The sequence below is a fragment of the Candidatus Neomicrothrix sp. genome (assembly GCF_035329545.1).
Lineage (GTDB): Bacteria > Actinomycetota > Acidimicrobiia > Acidimicrobiales > Microtrichaceae > Microthrix > Microthrix subdominans.
The window spans coordinates 47,062-63,532 of sequence record NZ_DAOLGP010000023.1 but is presented as its reverse complement, the minus strand read 5'-3'; the positions used below and the strand labels follow the sequence as shown (position 1 = coordinate 63,532).

At 69.5% G+C, this 16,471-nt stretch carries 14 protein-coding genes; 9 read left to right on the top strand and 5 right to left on the bottom strand.

Going from position 1 to position 16,471, the window contains the following annotated elements; translation table 11 throughout:
- The coding region (locus tag PKD89_RS13100) for a Mur ligase family protein (RefSeq protein WP_324332490.1) at window positions 1-922 on the top strand (922 nt) is incomplete at its 5' end.
- Here PKD89_RS13100 and PKD89_RS13095 read toward each other — a convergent pair.
- Window positions 909-1,307, bottom strand: coding sequence for a nitroreductase family deazaflavin-dependent oxidoreductase (locus tag PKD89_RS13095; protein ID WP_287375436.1), 399 nt, complete (start codon window positions 1,305-1,307; stop codon window positions 909-911). The genes PKD89_RS13100 and PKD89_RS13095 overlap by 14 nt on opposite strands.
- A 318-nt stretch (window positions 1,308-1,625) precedes the next feature.
- Here PKD89_RS13095 and recA point away from each other — a divergent pair, with 318 nt between their 5' ends.
- On the top strand, window positions 1,626-2,708 hold the full coding sequence (recA, locus tag PKD89_RS13090; RefSeq protein WP_324332489.1) for a recombinase RecA: 1,083 nt from the start codon (window positions 1,626-1,628) through the stop codon (window positions 2,706-2,708).
- A 212-nt stretch (window positions 2,709-2,920) separates the two neighbouring features.
- On the opposite strand, the gene fdhD is transcribed toward recA, so the two are convergent.
- Window positions 2,921-3,766, bottom strand: coding sequence for a formate dehydrogenase accessory sulfurtransferase FdhD (gene fdhD / locus PKD89_RS13085; RefSeq protein WP_289010823.1), 846 nt, complete (start codon window positions 3,764-3,766; stop codon window positions 2,921-2,923).
- An 83-nt stretch (window positions 3,767-3,849) separates the two neighbouring features.
- On the opposite strand from fdhD, the gene PKD89_RS13080 reads away from it, so the two are divergent.
- The gene (locus PKD89_RS13080; protein WP_289010824.1) at window positions 3,850-4,752 is read left to right on the top strand and encodes an NTP transferase domain-containing protein; all 903 of its coding nucleotides are present in this window, start codon (window positions 3,850-3,852) and stop codon (window positions 4,750-4,752) included.
- Between the two features lie 26 nt (window positions 4,753-4,778).
- Here the strand turns inward: PKD89_RS13080 and PKD89_RS13075 are convergent, their stop codons facing one another.
- The gene (locus PKD89_RS13075; protein WP_289010825.1) at window positions 4,779-6,077 is read right to left on the bottom strand and encodes an MFS transporter; all 1,299 of its coding nucleotides are present in this window, start codon (window positions 6,075-6,077) and stop codon (window positions 4,779-4,781) included.
- Between the two features lie 65 nt (window positions 6,078-6,142).
- Here PKD89_RS13075 and PKD89_RS13070 point away from each other — a divergent pair, with 65 nt between their 5' ends.
- Entirely contained in the window at window positions 6,143-6,532 is a 390-nt protein-coding gene (locus tag PKD89_RS13070; RefSeq protein ID WP_287375190.1) for a VOC family protein, read from the top strand.
- Window positions 6,533-6,562: 30 nt separating this feature from the next.
- On the opposite strand, the gene PKD89_RS13065 is transcribed toward PKD89_RS13070, so the two are convergent.
- Window positions 6,563-8,746, bottom strand: a complete 2,184-nt coding sequence (locus tag PKD89_RS13065) for a glutamine synthetase III (RefSeq protein ID WP_287375188.1) — start codon at window positions 8,744-8,746, stop codon at window positions 6,563-6,565.
- 172 nt (window positions 8,747-8,918) lie between these two features.
- Between PKD89_RS13065 and PKD89_RS13060 the strand changes: the two genes are divergently transcribed.
- Both PKD89_RS13060 and PKD89_RS13055 read left to right on the top strand, forming a co-directional pair.
- On the top strand, window positions 8,919-10,433 hold the full coding sequence (locus tag PKD89_RS13060; protein WP_289010826.1) for a MiaB/RimO family radical SAM methylthiotransferase: 1,515 nt from the start codon (window positions 8,919-8,921) through the stop codon (window positions 10,431-10,433).
- Window positions 10,430-11,197 carry a phosphotransferase gene (locus tag PKD89_RS13055; protein ID WP_289010827.1) on the top strand — a complete coding sequence of 256 codons (768 nt, stop codon included), beginning with the start codon at window positions 10,430-10,432 and terminating at the stop codon, window positions 11,195-11,197. The genes PKD89_RS13060 and PKD89_RS13055 overlap by 4 nt, the downstream gene beginning before the upstream one ends.
- A gap of 13 nt (window positions 11,198-11,210) precedes the next feature.
- Here the strand turns inward: PKD89_RS13055 and PKD89_RS13050 are convergent, their stop codons facing one another.
- A complete protein-coding gene (locus tag PKD89_RS13050; protein ID WP_289010828.1) occupies window positions 11,211-11,942 on the bottom strand; it encodes an SDR family oxidoreductase in 732 nt (243 codons plus the stop codon).
- Between the two features lie 155 nt (window positions 11,943-12,097).
- On the opposite strand from PKD89_RS13050, the gene PKD89_RS13045 reads away from it, so the two are divergent.
- Genes PKD89_RS13045 through miaA form a run of 3 tightly spaced genes read left to right on the top strand, consistent with a single transcriptional unit; the run spans window position 12,098 to window position 16,397 of the window.
- Entirely contained in the window at window positions 12,098-12,754 is a 657-nt protein-coding gene (locus tag PKD89_RS13045; RefSeq protein WP_289010829.1) for a DNA-3-methyladenine glycosylase I, read from the top strand.
- Window positions 12,751-15,276 carry a DEAD/DEAH box helicase gene (locus PKD89_RS13040; protein ID WP_289010830.1) on the top strand — a complete coding sequence of 842 codons (2,526 nt, stop codon included), beginning with the start codon at window positions 12,751-12,753 and terminating at the stop codon, window positions 15,274-15,276. Before PKD89_RS13045 ends, PKD89_RS13040 begins: the two co-directional genes overlap by 4 nt.
- Window positions 15,277-15,278: 2 nt before the next feature.
- A complete protein-coding gene (gene miaA / locus PKD89_RS13035) occupies window positions 15,279-16,397 on the top strand; it encodes a tRNA (adenosine(37)-N6)-dimethylallyltransferase MiaA (RefSeq protein WP_287375168.1) in 1,119 nt (372 codons plus the stop codon).
- Window positions 16,398-16,471: the final 74 nt, after the last annotated feature.

Here is a 16,471-nt window from a genome sequence, read left to right as displayed (position 1 = left end):
GCCGGCGGTGATCGAGGTGTCGTCCTACATGGCCGCCGATGCGCACCATGCGCCCGCGATCGGCGTGCTGACGTCGCTCGACGCCGATCACCTCACCTGGCACGGCTCGATCGAGCGGTACCGCAGCGACAAGCTGAGGCTCTTCACCGGTGGTGAGCAGCCGCCACAGGTGGTGCTGGTCGATGGCGACGACCCGGTGGCGCTCGAGGCGATGGGGCGCACCGGCCTGGTCGTTCAGGCGGTCGATCCCGACGATGGCATTGCCAGCGCTGCGGGGGCCCGGCTCGCCGAGCGGGGCTTCCCCCGGCACCTTGGCTCCAACCTGGCGCTGGCGGCGGCGGCCGCCGAACGGCTCTGCGGCCTGCTGGGGATCGACGATGCACCCCTCGGTTCGGCACTGCTCGAGTTGGCCGACACCTACGTCGCCCTGCCGTCGCGCCACGCCACGATCGGCGAGTACGCAGGGGTGCGCTACATCGATGACGCGTTGGCCTCCAACCCGTTCGCTGCGGCGGCCGCGCTCGATGCCGTGGGTGAGGTGCCGGTGACCTGGCTGATCGGCGGGCAGTCGAGGGAGGTGTCCCTGGGACCGATGGCAGCCGCGTTGGCGCTGCGTCGCTCGCCGACGCTGCTGCTCGGGCTGCCCGATACCGGCGAGGCCTGGTGCGCGCAGCTGGCAGCCCCGTCCGGGTCGCTCGGTTCGTCGGGCACCGGCGTGGGGGACACCGCAGCCCAGCCGGTTGGCCTCGAGACCGTCGCGGTCGCCGATGTTGGGGAGGCGGTGCGCATCGCGGCCACCCGAACCCCCGAGGACGGGGTGGTGCTGTTCGCCCCGGGCGCGCCCACGCCGTCGCGGCTGGGTACCTACCACGAGCGGGCAGCCGACTTTGCCGCAGCCTTCGCGGCGCTCAGCGGGGGCTGAGGCGGATCACCGGGATCGTGCGGTCGGTGCGTTGTTGGTAGTCGGTGAAGTCGGCGTACATGTCGACGAGGCGCGGCCACAGCACAGCCCGTTCATCGGCGCCGACCTCGCGGGCGACCATGTCGGACTCGACGCCACGCCGGTTGATGGTGACCTCCGGGTGTTCGATCACGTTGTAGTACCACGCCGGATTGTTCGGCATCCCGCCCTGGGAGGCGACGAGGATCAGGTCGGCCCCGTCCTCCATGAACAACAGCGGCACGGTGCGCGGCTCGCCGGAGCGGCGGCCGATGGTCGTCACCAGCACCACGTCGGTGCCCTTGAGGAACTTGCCGCCGATGCGACCGTCGGTCAGCCGGTACAGCCGGGTGGTCAGCCGGCTCATCACCTTGATGACCACGCCCCCCACCTTCACCTGCCGGTCGTTGTAGGAATCGTTGGTCGCCACAGGGCCGATCGTAATCGAACACCGCTTTGGTGCTTGCCCCGAACAGGCGTTCGTAACTACACTGACGTCATCTTGTCGCCGCCGGCTGCGAGATGACCTGAGAACCGGTTCCAAACCATCCCGCCGAGAATGACCGGGTTGTGAGGGTTCGGGCCTCCCCGATTCGTTGTCACACCCCCTCCGTAGGGTCGACATCAACAACCCGCACAGCACCGGGGGCCGCAGGTGGTCCCCTCAATCGCCAAGGAGATCACCATGGCTACAGATACGGATCGCAGCAAGGCACTCGACATGGCTCTCGGCCAGATCGACAAGCAGTTCGGCAAGGGCTCGGTCATGCGCATGGGCGAGAAGACCTCGATGAACGTCGAGGTGATCTCGACCGGCGCGCTGAGCCTCGACGTGGCGCTGGGTATCGGCGGCCTCCCCCGCGGTCGGGTCACCGAGATCTACGGTCCGGAGGCGTCAGGCAAGTCCACGCTCGCCATGCACGTCGTCGCCGAGGCCCAGCGCAACGGTGGCACCTGCGCCTACGTCGACGCCGAACACGCGATGGATCCCTCCTATGCGTCGAGGATCGGCGTCGACATCGACCAGCTGCTCATCTCCCAGCCCGACACCGGCGAGCAGGCGCTCGAGATCACCGACATGCTGGTGCGCTCCGGTGCCATCGACGTCATCGTCATCGACTCGGTCGCCGCACTTACCCCCCGGGCCGAGATCGAGGGCGACATGGGCGACACCCACGTCGGGCTCCAGGCCCGGCTGATGTCCCAGGCGCTGCGCAAGCTCACGGCCAACCTCAACCGCTCCAACACCATCTGCATCTTCATCAACCAGTTGCGAGAGAAGATCGGCGTCATGTTCGGCTCCCCCGAGACCACCTCCGGCGGCCGGGCGCTGAAGTTCTACTCCTCGGTCCGCCTCGACATCCGCCGGATCGAATCGATCAAGAACGGCGTCGAGGTGGTCGGCAACCGCACCCGGGTCAAGGTGGTCAAGAACAAGGTGGCCCCGCCGTTCAAGCAGGCCGAGTTCGACATCATGTACGGCAAGGGCATCAGCCGAGAAGGGTCGTTGCTCGACCTGGCGGTCGATCTCAACATCGTCAAGAAGTCGGGTGCCTGGTACACCTATGACGGCGAGCAGCTGGGCCAAGGTCGGGAGAACGCCAAACAGTTCCTCATCGACAACCCCGAGATCATGGTGGAGGTCTCCGAGTTGGTCCGCAATCAGATGGGGATCGGCGACCAGCCGGACGAACCTGTCGATGCCGGTGCCGCCGCCGACGACGAGTTCACCGCCGCCGACGATGTGCCGATCGCTCTGGACGGCTAGTTGCCGCTGAGCCATCACGAGCGTTCGACGTCGAGCGCACCTTGATCCAACGAAGCCCACCGGTCCGTCCGATGTTGGGCTTCCGATTCCGCAGACGACCTCCCAGGTTCGTCTCCGGCGTGGGACCCCCGAGCCTGCCAGCCACCGGTCCCGCTTTCACGACGGGGAGAACGGCTCTCCAGCCCGTTCTCCCCGTCGTCGTTTTCTTGGCGTTACCTGGCTCGTGTTGAGCGAGCATCCACGATGCGATCGGGGCGGGTGTAGACGTTGGCGTGATCGCCCCTGACAAAGCCGACCAAGGTGATGCCCGCCGCTTCGGCGGTGGCGACCGCCAGCGCTGTTGGGGCCCCGACGGCGGCGACGACCGGCACCCCGGCCATCGCCGCCTTCTGCACCAACTCGAACCCGGCCCGCCCGGACAGCACCAGCAGCCGTCCCGCCAGCGGCAGCTGGCCGTGTTGCAGCGCCCAACCCAGCACCTTGTCGACCGCGTTGTGGCGGCCGACGTCCTCCCGGACGGCCAGGATCGAGCCGTCGGGTGTGGCCAGGGCGGCACCGTGGGTGCCGCCGGTCTGCTCGAACAGGTGTTGACCGGCGCGCAGCCGGTCGGGCAGCTGGAGGACCACATCGGCGGCGACGGTCGTCGGATCACCATCAGCGGGAAACGAGGTGGCCAGGGTCATCGCATCGACCGCAGAGGTCCCGCAGATGCCACACGAGGCGGTCGTCGTTCCGAGACGCACCCGGGCGGCCGGCGGCGCATCAACCTCCTCGCCGAGGACCACGTCCAACACGTTCAGCCCGTCGTCACCGTCGACACCCAGGTTGAACTGCGCCGAGACGACGTCCTCGGCGGCGGTGACGATGCCTTCGGCGAGCAACCACCCGTGGGCCAGGTCCACGTCCTCGCCGGGGGTCCGCATCGTCGTCGTCAGCACCCGGCCGTCGAGCCGGAGCTCGAGGGGCTCCTCGTGGGCGACCGTGTCGCTGGCGGCGTCCGGGTGCAGCCGGCCGGCACGTATGTGGAGGACCGGCCGTCCCCGGGTGCGGTGGCTCATCTTGCCAGCGTGTCACGGCGCAGCGCTCGCCCGGCGGGGGCTTCGGCGTGACATCGTCCGTCGACGGTGACAGGGTGCGGGCGATGGCCGATCGATGCGCAGCGCTGGCCCACCTCATCGTCGTCGCCGGCGGTGGCGGCGAACGTCTGGGTGGTGTGGACAAGGCGCTCAGCGTCGTCGGCGGGCGACAGCTGATCGACCACGCCCTGGGCGTTGCGGTGACCGGACGATGCCTGGTCGTGCGCCCGTCCGACCGGCACGCGATCGGGCGGGTTGCGGGGTTGTCCACGGTGGAGTCGGTGGCGGAACGGCCGGCTGGCGGAGGACCCGCAGCCGGCATTGCGGCTGCCCTCAATGCTCTGGGTCGTCCCCGGGACGGCCATGCGGGCGGCGAGCCTGCCGAAACGAATGCCAGCGCCCTCGTGGCGGTGCTGGCTGCCGACCACCTGGCCCCGCTCGACGCCGTGGTCGCCGAGCTTGTGGAGGCGCTTCAGCGCCATCCCGAGTCTGGAGTGGCCGTGGCTGCCCCCGCTGGCGAGCCGCAGTGGCTGACTGCGGTCTGGCGGTTCTCGACGCTGATCGAGGCGGTCGATGCTCTGGGAACGGCTGACGGAGCGTCGGCCCGGGCGCTCACCAATCACGGCACGCCGCTGTTGGTGGAAGTTCCTCGGGTGGTCAGCCTGGACGACGCCGAAGACCTGTGGGCGGCGGTGGCCGACGGCTCGCCGGCACTTGGCGTCGCCGGCCCGATGCCCGCCCGAAGCCGGGTGGTCGACGCACTGTCCGGCGCTGGGGGCGTTGGTGGGGTCGGCGACACCGTCGACCCCGATGGCCACGCTGCCACCCTGCTCGGCGTCGTTGAAGCCGTGCCGCCGCCCTCGGAATGGACGACGGTGCGGCCCGCCATCCCTTGGGTGTTCGTGGGGCCTCCCGCCCCGCCCGCTGCCCACTGGGCCGGCGCCCATCTGGTTCCGCTGGAGCGCTGACGGCGTCCTTGTGGCTGCGTCCGGCCTCAGTCGTCCAGGTGCCCCAACCAGCTTGGGCGGCGCAGGGCGAACGTAGCCGCCAGATAGGCGCACCCGGCGACGACAACCGTGGGCCCCGGCCCGAAAAGGTCGCTGGTCCATCCCTGGGCGAGCGACCCGAGGGGGATCGAGAGGGTGAACAGGGTGATGTAAAGCGCCAGCACCTTGCCCCGCATCGACTCGTCCACCTGGATCTGCAGCGTGGTGTTGAGCGTTGCGGCAATCGGCAGATAGGCGGCACCTGCAACGAGCAAGGCGACCAGCCCGATCAGGTACACCGGGGTGGCGGCGAAGGCGACCAGCGCGACGCCGTAGACCAGCATCGCCACCCCGGCGAGGCGGCTGCGGGCGACGCCCGATCCGGGTCCAGCGATGATCGGAGCGGCGAGCACCGAGCCGATCCCCAGCGCCGCGCTCAGCAGCCCGTACTCCAGCCCGCCGACGCGGAACACCTCCTCGGCGAACACGATGACCAGGGAGAAGACCGGCTGACCGAACAGCCCCAACACCACCACCGACAGATAACAGGCAGCCATGCCACGATGGCGACGGACGTAGGCGATCGTGTCGGCCGCATCGGTGAGGACCCTCGGCCTGGGCGTGGTCACCCGCTGCCGGGCGGCGAGGGAGATCATCGACAAGGCGATGAGCACGGCGACGTACGAGGCGGCGTTGATGAAGAATGCCGGGCCCGGGCCGAGGGTGACCAGCACCAGCCCTCCAAGCCCCGGGCCGAAGGCCCGCGCTGCGTTGAACTGGGCCGAGTTGAGGGTCACTGCGTTGAGCAGGGCCTCCCGGGGCACCAACTCCGAGACGAAGGCCTGCCAGGCCGGAGCGTTGATGCCCGTGATCACCCCACCGGTGGCGACCAGGCCGATGATCACCGGCACCGATGCTCGGCCTGAGCTCCAGGCAACGCCCATGGCGATGGCCACAACCGCCATGGCGCTCTGCGTGACCAACAGGATGCGCCGCCGGTCGAGACGGTCGGCCAGCGAGCCGCCCAGCGGCGACATGAGCGCCATCGGTGCCAGCTGACTGAAGGCGGCGATGCCCACCCACGTCGACGACTCGGTCAGCTGGAACACGACGTAGGGCACTGTGAGGTTCTGCACCCAGGTGCCGCTGTTGGACAACAGCGCCCCGATCCAGAACAGCCGGAAGTTTCGAAACCGGAACGCGGCCGCAGCATCGCGCAGGCCGGGCTTGGCCGGCGGCGTGGCGGGCGTCTCGGTCGGGGCGTCGCCGGGGGACGGAGCGGAAGCGATGGCGGCCAACCTACCCACGGAGGTCCGCTCCCCGGGGCGGGCGTTGGATGATCAACCTTCGGCGCCTCGGTTAGCGTCGAGGCGTGGACGTGTTGTCATCGCGAGTGCTTGTGGCCACGGACGACCTCCAGGCCTCCGTGGCGTGGTGGTGCGACACGCTGGGCCTGAGCGTCGCCCGGGAATACGGCGCCGACGGCGTGGTGACCGGGGTGGCGTTGTTCTGTGGAGGGGTGCTCGTCGAGCTCACCGGCCGGGGTAGCGACCCGGCGTCGCTCGTCCTGTGGTTGCAGGTACCCGACGTGTTCGCCGAGGCCGAGCGGCTCGTCGTCGCCGGCGTTGCCCACGAGGGCCTGCCCGAACAGATGCCGTGGGGCCTGATCGAGTGGCGGATCACCTCACCGGAGGGCGTGGAGCTGGTGCTGGTTCAAATCCCCGACGACCACCCGCTGCGGAGCCGGCTTCACACCGCTTGACTCCAGCCTCCGTCGCTATCCGAGTCGGCCCTACTTGATGAAGAGCATTTCCTGGTAGGTGAGCAGCGGCCACAGCTCGTCGTCGACGATCTCCTCCAGCAGGTCGGTCGCAGCACGCACTGCGTTCATCGCCGGGAGAATCGTCTCTCGGCAGTAGGTGCCCTGCTCGCCGATCGGCGCCGCGTCGGGGAGACCGTCGATCGCCTGTGCCAGCGGCGCGACAGCGCAGGTCAGCTCGGTCACCAGTTCGGTCACCCGGGTGAGGGTCTCGGTGTCGCCGCCGAGGCCGAGGGCGACCAGCTCGTTCTCCGTACCGGCCAGATTGGCCTGAAAACGCTTGACCGACGGGTAGATCAACGTCCGCGCCATCTCCAGTGTCGAGCGGGCCTCGACGCTGATCGACATGACGTACTGGCCCATGTACGCCTCGTAGCGGCTGTGCAGCTCGCGAGGGGTGAGGACGTCGAGACGATCGAAAAGCTCCTGGGCCTCCTTCGTCTCGTACACCGAGAGGGCTTCGGGTGTGGCCTTCAGGTTGGGAAGGCCCCGCCGTGCTGCCTCGTCCTGCCACTCGTCGGAGTAGCCGTCGCCGTTGAAGATCACCCGTCCGTGCTTGACCATCACGTCCCTCAGGACGTCCTCGACAGCTTCGTTGAATTCGGAGCCGAAGGCGACCGCCTGCTCGATCTGGGTGGCCATGTAGTCGAGGCTGTCGGCCATGATCGAGTTGAGCACGACCAGCGGACCCGAGATCGACTGCGAGGACCCGACCGCCCGAAACTCGAAGCGGTTGCCCGTGAAGGCGAACGGGCTGGTGCGGTTTCGGTCGCCCGGGTCCTTGGGCAGCTGCGGCAGCGTGTCGGCGCCGACCCTCAGGGTGCCGTGCACCTTGGACGATGACGCCCCGCCGCCCTGGGCCACCTGCTCGAACACGTCGTGCAGCTGGTCGCCGAGGAACACCGACATGATGGCCGGCGGCGCCTCGTTGGCGCCCAGTCGATGGTCGTTGGCCGCCGTGGCGATCGCCGCGCGCATGACATCGGCATGCTTGTCGACGCCGCGGATCACCGCCGCGCAGAACACGAGGAACTGGGCGTTCTCGTGAGGCGTGTCGCCGGGGTTCAACAGGTTGCCCTGCTCGGCGTTGCCCAACGACCAGTTGATGTGTTTGCCCGAGCCGTTCACCCCGGCAAAGGGTTTCTCGTGGTGCAAACAGACCAGCCCGTGACGGTGGGCGACGCGGCTGAGCGTCGACATCACCAGCTGCTGGTGGTCGGCGGCGACGTTGCCCTCCTCGTGGATGGGAGCCAGCTCGTACTGGCCGGGTGCCACCTCGTTGTGTCGGGTTTTGGTGGGGATGCCCAGCTTGAGCATCTCCCGCTCGGCGTCCAGCATGAAGGTGAGCACCCGCTCGGGGATGGCGCCGAAGTAGTGGTCGTCGAACTCCTGGCCCTTGGGCGGCTGGGCGCCCATCAGGGTTCGACCGGTGGACATCAGGTCGGGCCGGGCGAAGTAGAAGTTGCGGTCGATCAGGAAGTACTCCTGTTCGGCGCCGGCGATGGACGCCACCCGCGAGGGGTCCTCGACGCCGAAGAGGCGCAACATGCGTTGGGCCTGCACGTTGAGTGCCTGCTGGGAACGCAGCACCGGGGTCTTCTTGTCGAGCGCTTCGCCGGTCCAGGACACGAACGCCGTCGGGATGCACAGCGTGTTGCCGTTGGGGTTTTCGAGGATGTAGGCCGGGCTGGTGACGTCCCAGGCGGTGTAGCCGCGGGCCTCGAAGGTCTCCCGGATGCCGCCGCTGGGAAACGACGACGCATCGGGCTCGCCCTGGACCAGCGAGCCCCCGGAGAAGTTGGAGATCGCCAGCCCGGCGCCGTCGGTATCGAGAAAGCTGTCGTGCTTCTCGGCGCTCAGACCGGTGAGGGGGTAAAAGACGTGGGCGTAGTAGCTGGCGCCGTGCTCGGTGGCCCAGTCCTTCATCGCCGAGGCGACGACGTCGGCGACCGACGGGTCGAGGCGGATGCCCTCGTTGACGGTGGCCTGGAGCGACTCGTAGACCGCCTTGGGCAACCGGCTCTGCATGACCGCTTTGGTGAACACGTTGCGGCCGAACAGCTCGGCGGGTGTCTCGATGCCCGATCCGGGATGGATCGCGCTCGGACGGCTGGTCGTGGCTGCTAGCGCCTGGGTTCGAACGGCTCTCCCGCTCATGTGTGGGTGCTCCTGGGGTGGGGGGAAGCGTCGGCGTGAGCCGAGCGTCACGGGCCGGGCCAGGTGAGCCCACGTGTGTTTGCCCACCGAGGCGGCGACGACGTCAGCCCCACTATACCGCCGGGGTGCCGGCGCCCCCGGCGCCGACCACCCGCACCGGTAGGATGAAGTCATGGCTCGGAAGTACCTGGTGCGCACCTTCGGGTGCCAGATGAATGAGCACGACTCCGAGCGCATCGCTGGCGTGCTTGAGGCCGACGGCCTGGAGGCGACCACCGAGGTGGCCGACGCCGATGTGGTCGTGCTCAACACCTGCTGCATCCGCGAGAACGCCGACAACAAGCTGTACGGCACGTTGGGCCACCTGAAATCGGAAAAGGACCGCCGGCCCGACCTGGAGATCGTCGTCGGTGGTTGCCTGGCCCAGAAGGACCGCGAGACCGTGCAGCGGCGGGCTCCGCCCGGCGACGTCGTCATGGGCACCCACAATGTCGGCCGGGTCGGCGAACTGCTCGAGGCATCGCGTCGCGACGGCCCGATCATCGAGATCCTCGAAGCGACCGCCGCCGAGGACCACGAGGCGTTCCCGTCGGCCCTGCCCGCCAAGCGGGAGCAGGGTTGGGCCGCCTGGGTGACCATCCAGTTCGGCTGCGACAACAGCTGCGCGTTCTGCATCGTGCCCGCCGTGCGAGGCCCCGAGATCAGCCGCCCGTTTGGCGACGTGCTCGACGAGGTGCGACGGGTCGCAGCAGACGGCGTGACCGAGGTGACCCTGCTGGGCCAGAACGTCGACAGCTACGGGCGCGACCTCACGCTGCGCCTGCGGGGGGAGGGGTCCTCGGTTTCGACCGGCTCACCCGAACACGACCCTCCCGATCCACGTTTCACCGTCGGCGACGCCTGGCTCGACGAGCGGGCGACAGCGGGTGGGCCCGGCCGTGCCCGGCCGCTGTTCGGCGACCTGCTGCGCGCCGTCGGTTCGGTGCCCGGCATCGCTCGGGTGCGCTTCACCAGCCCCCACCCCAAGGACATGCGTACCGACACGATCGCCGCCATGGCCCAGACGCCGGCGGTGTGCGAACACCTGCACCTGCCGATGCAGTCCGGCAGCGACGCCGTGCTCGCCGCCATGCACCGTGGCTACACCGCCGAGCGCTACCTGCGGGTGGTGAGCGATGCCCGCGCCGGCATCGACGACCTGGCGCTGACCACCGACGTCATCGTCGGGTTTCCCGGCGAGACCGACGCCGACTTCGAGGCGACCCTGGAGGTGTGCGCCGAGGTCGGCTTCGATGCCGCCTACACGTTCGTCTACTCGCCCCGTCCCGGCACCGAGGCGGCGGACATGACCGACGCCTTCGTCGAGCACGCGGTCTCGGTCGAGCGCATGGAACGCCTGCGTGCGGTGATCGACCGGTCGGCGAGGCGAGCCAACGAGGCTCGCGTGGGGCGGATCGACGAGGTGGTCGTCACCGGCCCCTCGCGTCGCGATCCGTCGATGATCACCGGGCTGACCCGACACAACAAGCGCATCCACCTGCCCGGACCGTCGGGGGCCCGCCCTCGCCCGGGGACGTACCTGACCGCCCGCGTGACCGAGGCCCGCATGACCAGCCTGGTCGGCGAGGTCGTCGAGATCGGCGATTCGCCGGCCCATCGCACGCGCATCCAGGTCGCCGCCGGATGACCGGGTCCGGCGAGCCGTCCGTGCCCACCCCTGGGCACAGCGGTGCGTCGGTCGAGTTCGTGGAGGCCGATGACGGTCCGGAGCTGGTCGTCAAGACCGGCCCGGTTGGACCGGACGCTCCCTGGGGCAACGTCGCCGACGAGGTCGCCCGGCTCGAGTGGTCGGCAGGGGTCGGCGCCCCGGTGCCTCGGGTGGTCAGGTTCACCGACCACGGCGACGGTACGGCCACCCTGGTGACCGAACGCCTGGGCGGATTCGATGCGACGCGTCGGGAGGCGCGGGCCCGCCCAGAGGGTCTGGTCGACCTGTTCGGCAAGGCGTTGCGGGTGTGGCACGACAACCTGCCGGTCGCCGACTGCCCGTTCCGCAGCGACTGGACGACCCGCCTGAACGTCGCCCGAACCCGCATCGACGCTGGGACGGCCACAGCGGCCGACCTCGACCCCGCCTATCAGCGGATCGACTTCGACGTGTTGTTGGCCTCGCTCGATCGGCCGAACCCCGACGACCCCGACGATCTGGTCGTCATCCACGGCGACCCGTCGCTGCCCAACATGATCATCGGCGGCGGCGGGCTGTCCGGCTGGGTGGACATCGGTCGGCTCGGGGTCGGGTCGCGTTGGTGCGACCTGATGATCGGGGCGACGACGGTGGCTTCCAACCTTGGTCCGCTGTTGGTGCCGGCCCTGTTCGAGGCCTACGGCGTCGACATCGCCGACACGCTGGCGGTCGACGGCTACCAGCTGCTCGAGCAGTTCCTGTAGGAACGATCCAGCGTCAACGCAGCGGACGGACGGTGAGGTCGGTCCAGTCCGCGTCGCCACCGGCGTCGACCATGGCGCGCACTGCCTGCGCCACCGCAGTCGGGTCCAGGTACTCGTCGGCGTTGTAGGTGCCGCCCTCCTGGTTGCGAACCGCCCGCTGCATGTCGGTGTCGGTCCGAGAAGGGAAGAGCGAGCTGACCCGCACCCCGTCCGGCGCCACTTCGTGGCGCAGCGCGTCGGCGAAACCCCGCAGACCCCATTTTGAGGCGGCGTACGAGGTCCAGTTGGGATTGGCGACCAACCCGGCGGTCGAGTTGATGAACACCACCCGGCCGCGTGCGGCCCGCAGCGCCGGAAGGCACAGGCGGGTCAGCTCGGCCGGTCCGGCCAGGTTGACCGCCAGAGCCTCTGCCCACGCTTCGGGGCGCTGGTGCTCGAGCGGTGCCACCCGCACCGCACCGGCCGCGTGGATCAGCAGGTCGAGGCGTCGGGGCAGTCCGGCCCCGACCCCGAGGATCAGCTCCAGGTCCTCGGGTTGGCTGAGGTCGGCGGCCACCCAGCTTGCCTCGGGCAGTTCTTCGGCCAACCCGGCGAGCACGGCGGCGTCGCGCCCGAGCAGGACCTGACGATGGTCGGCGAGTGCGCCCACCAAGGCACGGCCGATGCCCCCGGTGGCCCCGGTGATCAGGGCCGCCGGCCTGGCGGAGCCTGACCTGGCAGGGGAGGGCCCGGGAGCGGACGGCATCTCAGCAGGGTAGTTCCCGAGATGCCGCACCCGATCCGGGAATGAGGCCGGCCCGCCGGCCATCCTGGGCGAGGGAAGCCTTCTGGCCGCGACCCGGGGAGCGCGACCCGGGCGCAGCCCTGGCGCCGAACCCGTCGCTGGGTCATCGTGAACCGATGGCGAACGCAACCGATCCCGACACGGCGGAACCATCTTCTCCCGGCGAAGGCCTGGCGGTCGGTGAGGACGGGCGGGTGAGGTGTGCCTGGGGCATCCACCCCGACATCTATCGCACCTACCACGACACCGAGTGGGGTCGGCCGGTCACCGACGAACGGGCGATCTTTGAAAAGCTGTGCCTGGAGGGATTCCAGGCCGGTCTGTCATGGCTGACCATCCTGTCGAAGCGCCCGGCGTTCCGCGAGCGCTTTGATGGCTTCGATCCAGAGGTGCTGGCCGCCTGGGGCGAATCCGAGGTGGAGGCTGCGCTGGGCGACGCCGGCATCGTGCGCAACCGGGCCAAGGTGGAGGCCACCGTCGGCAACGCCCGGGCGACCCTCGATCTGTGGGTGGCGGGCGACTCGCTGAGCGAGCTGCTGTGGTCGTGCGGAGGCGCCTCGGGGTCATCGCCCGAGGCAGCCCTTCCTGAGGCGACAGCACTGTCCAAGGCACTCAAGAAGCGGGGCTTTCGCTTCGTTGGTCCGACGACGGTGTATTCGACACTCCAGTCGCTCGGGGTCGTCAACGACCACTCGGCCCGGTGCTGGGTGCACGCCGACTGCCAGGCCGAACAGGACCGGGCACGCGGGCGGCTGGCAGACTCCACCGGGTGACCCGCCTGGTACTGCCCGAACACCCCAACGCCGACGACGCGCTGGAAGCGTTCCTCGGGTGGGTGGCCGATCAGGGCCTCGCGCTCTACCCGGCCCAGGAGGAGGCCATTCTGGCGCTCTTTGCCGGCAGCCACGTGATCCTCACCACGCCCACCGGATCGGGAAAGTCGCTGGTCGCCACCGCCGGTCATGTGGCCGCCCTGGCGGCGGGGGAGCGCTCGGTCTACACCGCCCCGATCAAGGCGCTGGTGTCGGAGAAGTTCTTCCAGCTTCGGGAAGCGCTCGGCGACGAGATGGTGGGGATGCTCACCGGTGACGCCACGATCAACCCGGACGCGCCGGTGATCTGCGCCACCGCCGAGATCCTCGCCCACCAGGCCCTCGGCGGTACGCCGGGGGGCGCACCGACCCACGTCACCATGGACGAGTTCCACTATTACGACGAGCCCGACCGAGGCTGGGCGTGGCAGGTGCCGCTGCTCGAGTTGGCCGACACCCGGTTCCTCGCCATGTCCGCCACCCTCGGTGACATCAGCTGGTTGGCCGACGACCTGCTACGGCGAACCGGACGGGACGTCGAGGTGGTGACCGGCATCGAGCGGCCCGTGCCGCTGAGCTTCGAATACCGGACGACATCGCTGACCGAAACGGTCGAGGAGCTGATCGCCGCCGAGCGGGTGCCGGCCTACGTGGTGCACTTCACCCAGCAGGCGGCCACCGAGCAGGCACAGGCGTTCACGTCGTTGAACGTGCTGACCAAGGCCGACCGCCAGGAGTTGTCCGGCGTATTGGCCGGGGTGCGCTTCGACACCCCCTTTGGCAAGGACCTCAAGCGCTTCTTGTCCCATGGTGTGGGCGTGCACCATGCCGGGCTGTTGCCCCGCTACCGCCTGCTGGTCGAGCGTCTGGCCAAGGAGGGCTGGCTGCGGTTGATCTGCGGCACCGACACGCTTGGGGTCGGCGTGAACATTCCGATCCGCACGGTGCTCTTTACACAGCTCTACAAGTACGACGGCGTCGAGACCCGCATCCTCACGGTCAGGGAGTTTGCCCAGGTGGCAGGCCGGGCCGGGCGGCGCGGCTACGACACCGAGGGTTACGTCCTCGCCCAGGCTCCTCCGCACGTGGTCGAGAACCTCCGGGCGGAGCAGAAGGCGGGCACCAACACCGCCAAGCTGCGCAGGATCGTCAAGAAGAAGCCGCCCGAACGCGGCTACGCCCACTGGAACCGCGACACCTTCGAACGGCTGACCGCCGGCACGCCGGAGCGGCTCAACTCTCGCCTGACGATGACCCACTCGATGGTGCTGCACGTGCTCTCGCGTCCGGGCGACGGGGAGGTGGCACTGGCCCGTTTGATCGAGGGGTCACACGAGAGCGAGGGGGCCAAGCTGGCCCTGGCCGACCGGGCGGCGGCGATCATCGGCTCGCTCGAGGCGGCGGAGATCCTCACCCGGCTGGAGGAGCCTGGAGGCGACGGCCGGATCCTCGTTGTCCACGGGGACCTTCAGCAGGATTTCGCCCTCGACCGGCCCCTGTCGCCCTTCGTCGTCGAGGTGGTCGACAGCTACGAGCCCGACGACCCTGAGTACGCGTTGTCGGTGCTCTCGGTGGTTGAGGCTTCGCTGGACGATCCCCGCCAGGTGCTGATCGCCCAGCAGCGCAAATCTCGCGACGAGGCCTACCAGCGGATGAAGATGGACGGCGTCGATTTCGACGAACGCCAGGAGCGGCTGGCGGAGATCCGTTGGCCCCAACCGCTGCGCGACGAGTTGCTGGCGATGCTCGCCAGCTTCTCCGAACGTCACCCATGGGTGACGGGGGAGTGGGTGCGGCCGAAGGCGGTTGCCCGGGATCTCTATGAGCGGGGCCTTGGCTTTCGCGACTACGTGTCGCTGTTGGGGGTCAAGCGCTCCGAGGGGGTGCTGTTGCGCTACCTGACCGAGGTGTATCGCACCCTGCAGCGCAACGTGCCCGAGGGCGCCCGCACCGAGGAGCTCGAGGAGATCACCGCCTGGGTGGGCGCAGTGATCCGCCAGGTCGACTCGTCGCTGCTGGAGGAATACGAGCTGTTGGAGGGCGCCCTGGGGGAAGGCGCCGAGGTGGCGGTGCTCGACGCAGCGGCCCTCGACACCACGCCGCCTCCGATCACCGCCGACCGGCGGGCATTTCGTGCGATGGTGCGCACCGAGGTGTTTCGCTGGGTGCAGGCGCTGGCCCGCCACGACCACGGAGCGTTGGCCAAGCTGGTGTTCGAGGACGGTACCCAGCAGGACCTGGTGTGGTGGCGCGACCTGATGGAGCCCTACTGGGAGGAGTGGGACTCGATCGGCATCGACGCCGATGCCCGCAGCGCACGGTTCCTGCAGATCGACGAGTACGACGATCGCTGGGCGCTCACCCAGTGGTTGGTCGACCCGGAGGAGACCAACGAGTGGAGCCTGACCGCCCGGGTGGATCTGCGGGCCTCCGACGAGGCGGGCGAGCCCGTCGTGGCGCTGGTGCGGGTGGGACGGGGCTGAGGGTGGTCGAACCCGAGGATCTGGGTGCCGAGCTTCGGCGGGCGATGAGCGACGTGCGCTGGGATCTGGGCCTGGCCCCCCTGTCCGACGCCGACCTCGGCGCCGCAGCGCCGCGCCCGGCGGGGGTGGGAAGTACTGCGCGACCCGGGTCGGGACGCGCTCGATGGGCAGGTGCGGCCGGGCTGGATCGGCCGTGTGCGCTGGTCGGGCCAACCGCCTCCGGCAAGACGGCGGTCACGCTGGCGCTCGCCGAGCTGGTGAGCCCGCTGGAGGCGGTGGCCGCCGACTCGATGACCGTGTACCGGCACCTCGACATCGGCACGGCGACGCCGACGCTCGCCGAGCGCCGAAGAGTGCCCCACCACCTCGTCGACACGGTCGAGCCACATGAGGAGTTTTCGGTGGCCCGCTTCCAGAGCGCCGCCGACAAGGCCTTCGACGACATCGTCGGCCGCGGAGCACACGGGCTGCTCGTCGGTGGAACCGGGTTGTACCACCAGGCGGTGATCGACGATCTGGCCCTTCCCGGCCGATTTCCGCAGGTGCTTGCCACGCTGGAGGCCGAGGCGGTCGATGAGGACTGCCTCCGGTCGATGCACGGGCGCCTGGCCAGCCTCGACCCGGTGGCGGCCGAGCGAATGGAGCCGACCAACCGGCGCCGAGTGCTGCGAGCGTTGGAGGTCACGCTGGGCGCCGGCCGCCCGTTCTCGTCGTTTGGGCCGGGACTGGATGCCCACCCGCCGACGCCGTTCGTGCAGGTTGGGCTTCGTCTGGAGCGGGCGGTGACCGCCGGTCGCATCGCCGAGCGCTTCGACGCAATGATCGACGCCGGCTTGCTCGATGAGGTGCGGGCCCTGGTGGAGCTGCCGGGCGGCCTCTCTCGGACCGCCTCCCAGGCGCTCGGATACCGAGAGCTGGCCGAGCACCTCAACGGTGAGCGCACCCTGACGGACGCCGTCTCGGCTGCCGTGCAACGCACCCAGCAGCTGGCGGTTCGCCAGGAACGCTGGTTCCGGCGCGACCCCCGGCTGGTGTGGGTGGACGCAGAAGCGGACGCGGCTACCGTCGCCGACCGGGTGCAGGCGGCCTGGGCAACGGCTGGGGCATGGGAGCCGACCTGAGGTCCAATGGCCGCCATTCCGGGAGAGAGAAATTCCGAGGGCCACGGCCGGCCAGGACCGATAGCGTGGGCTGC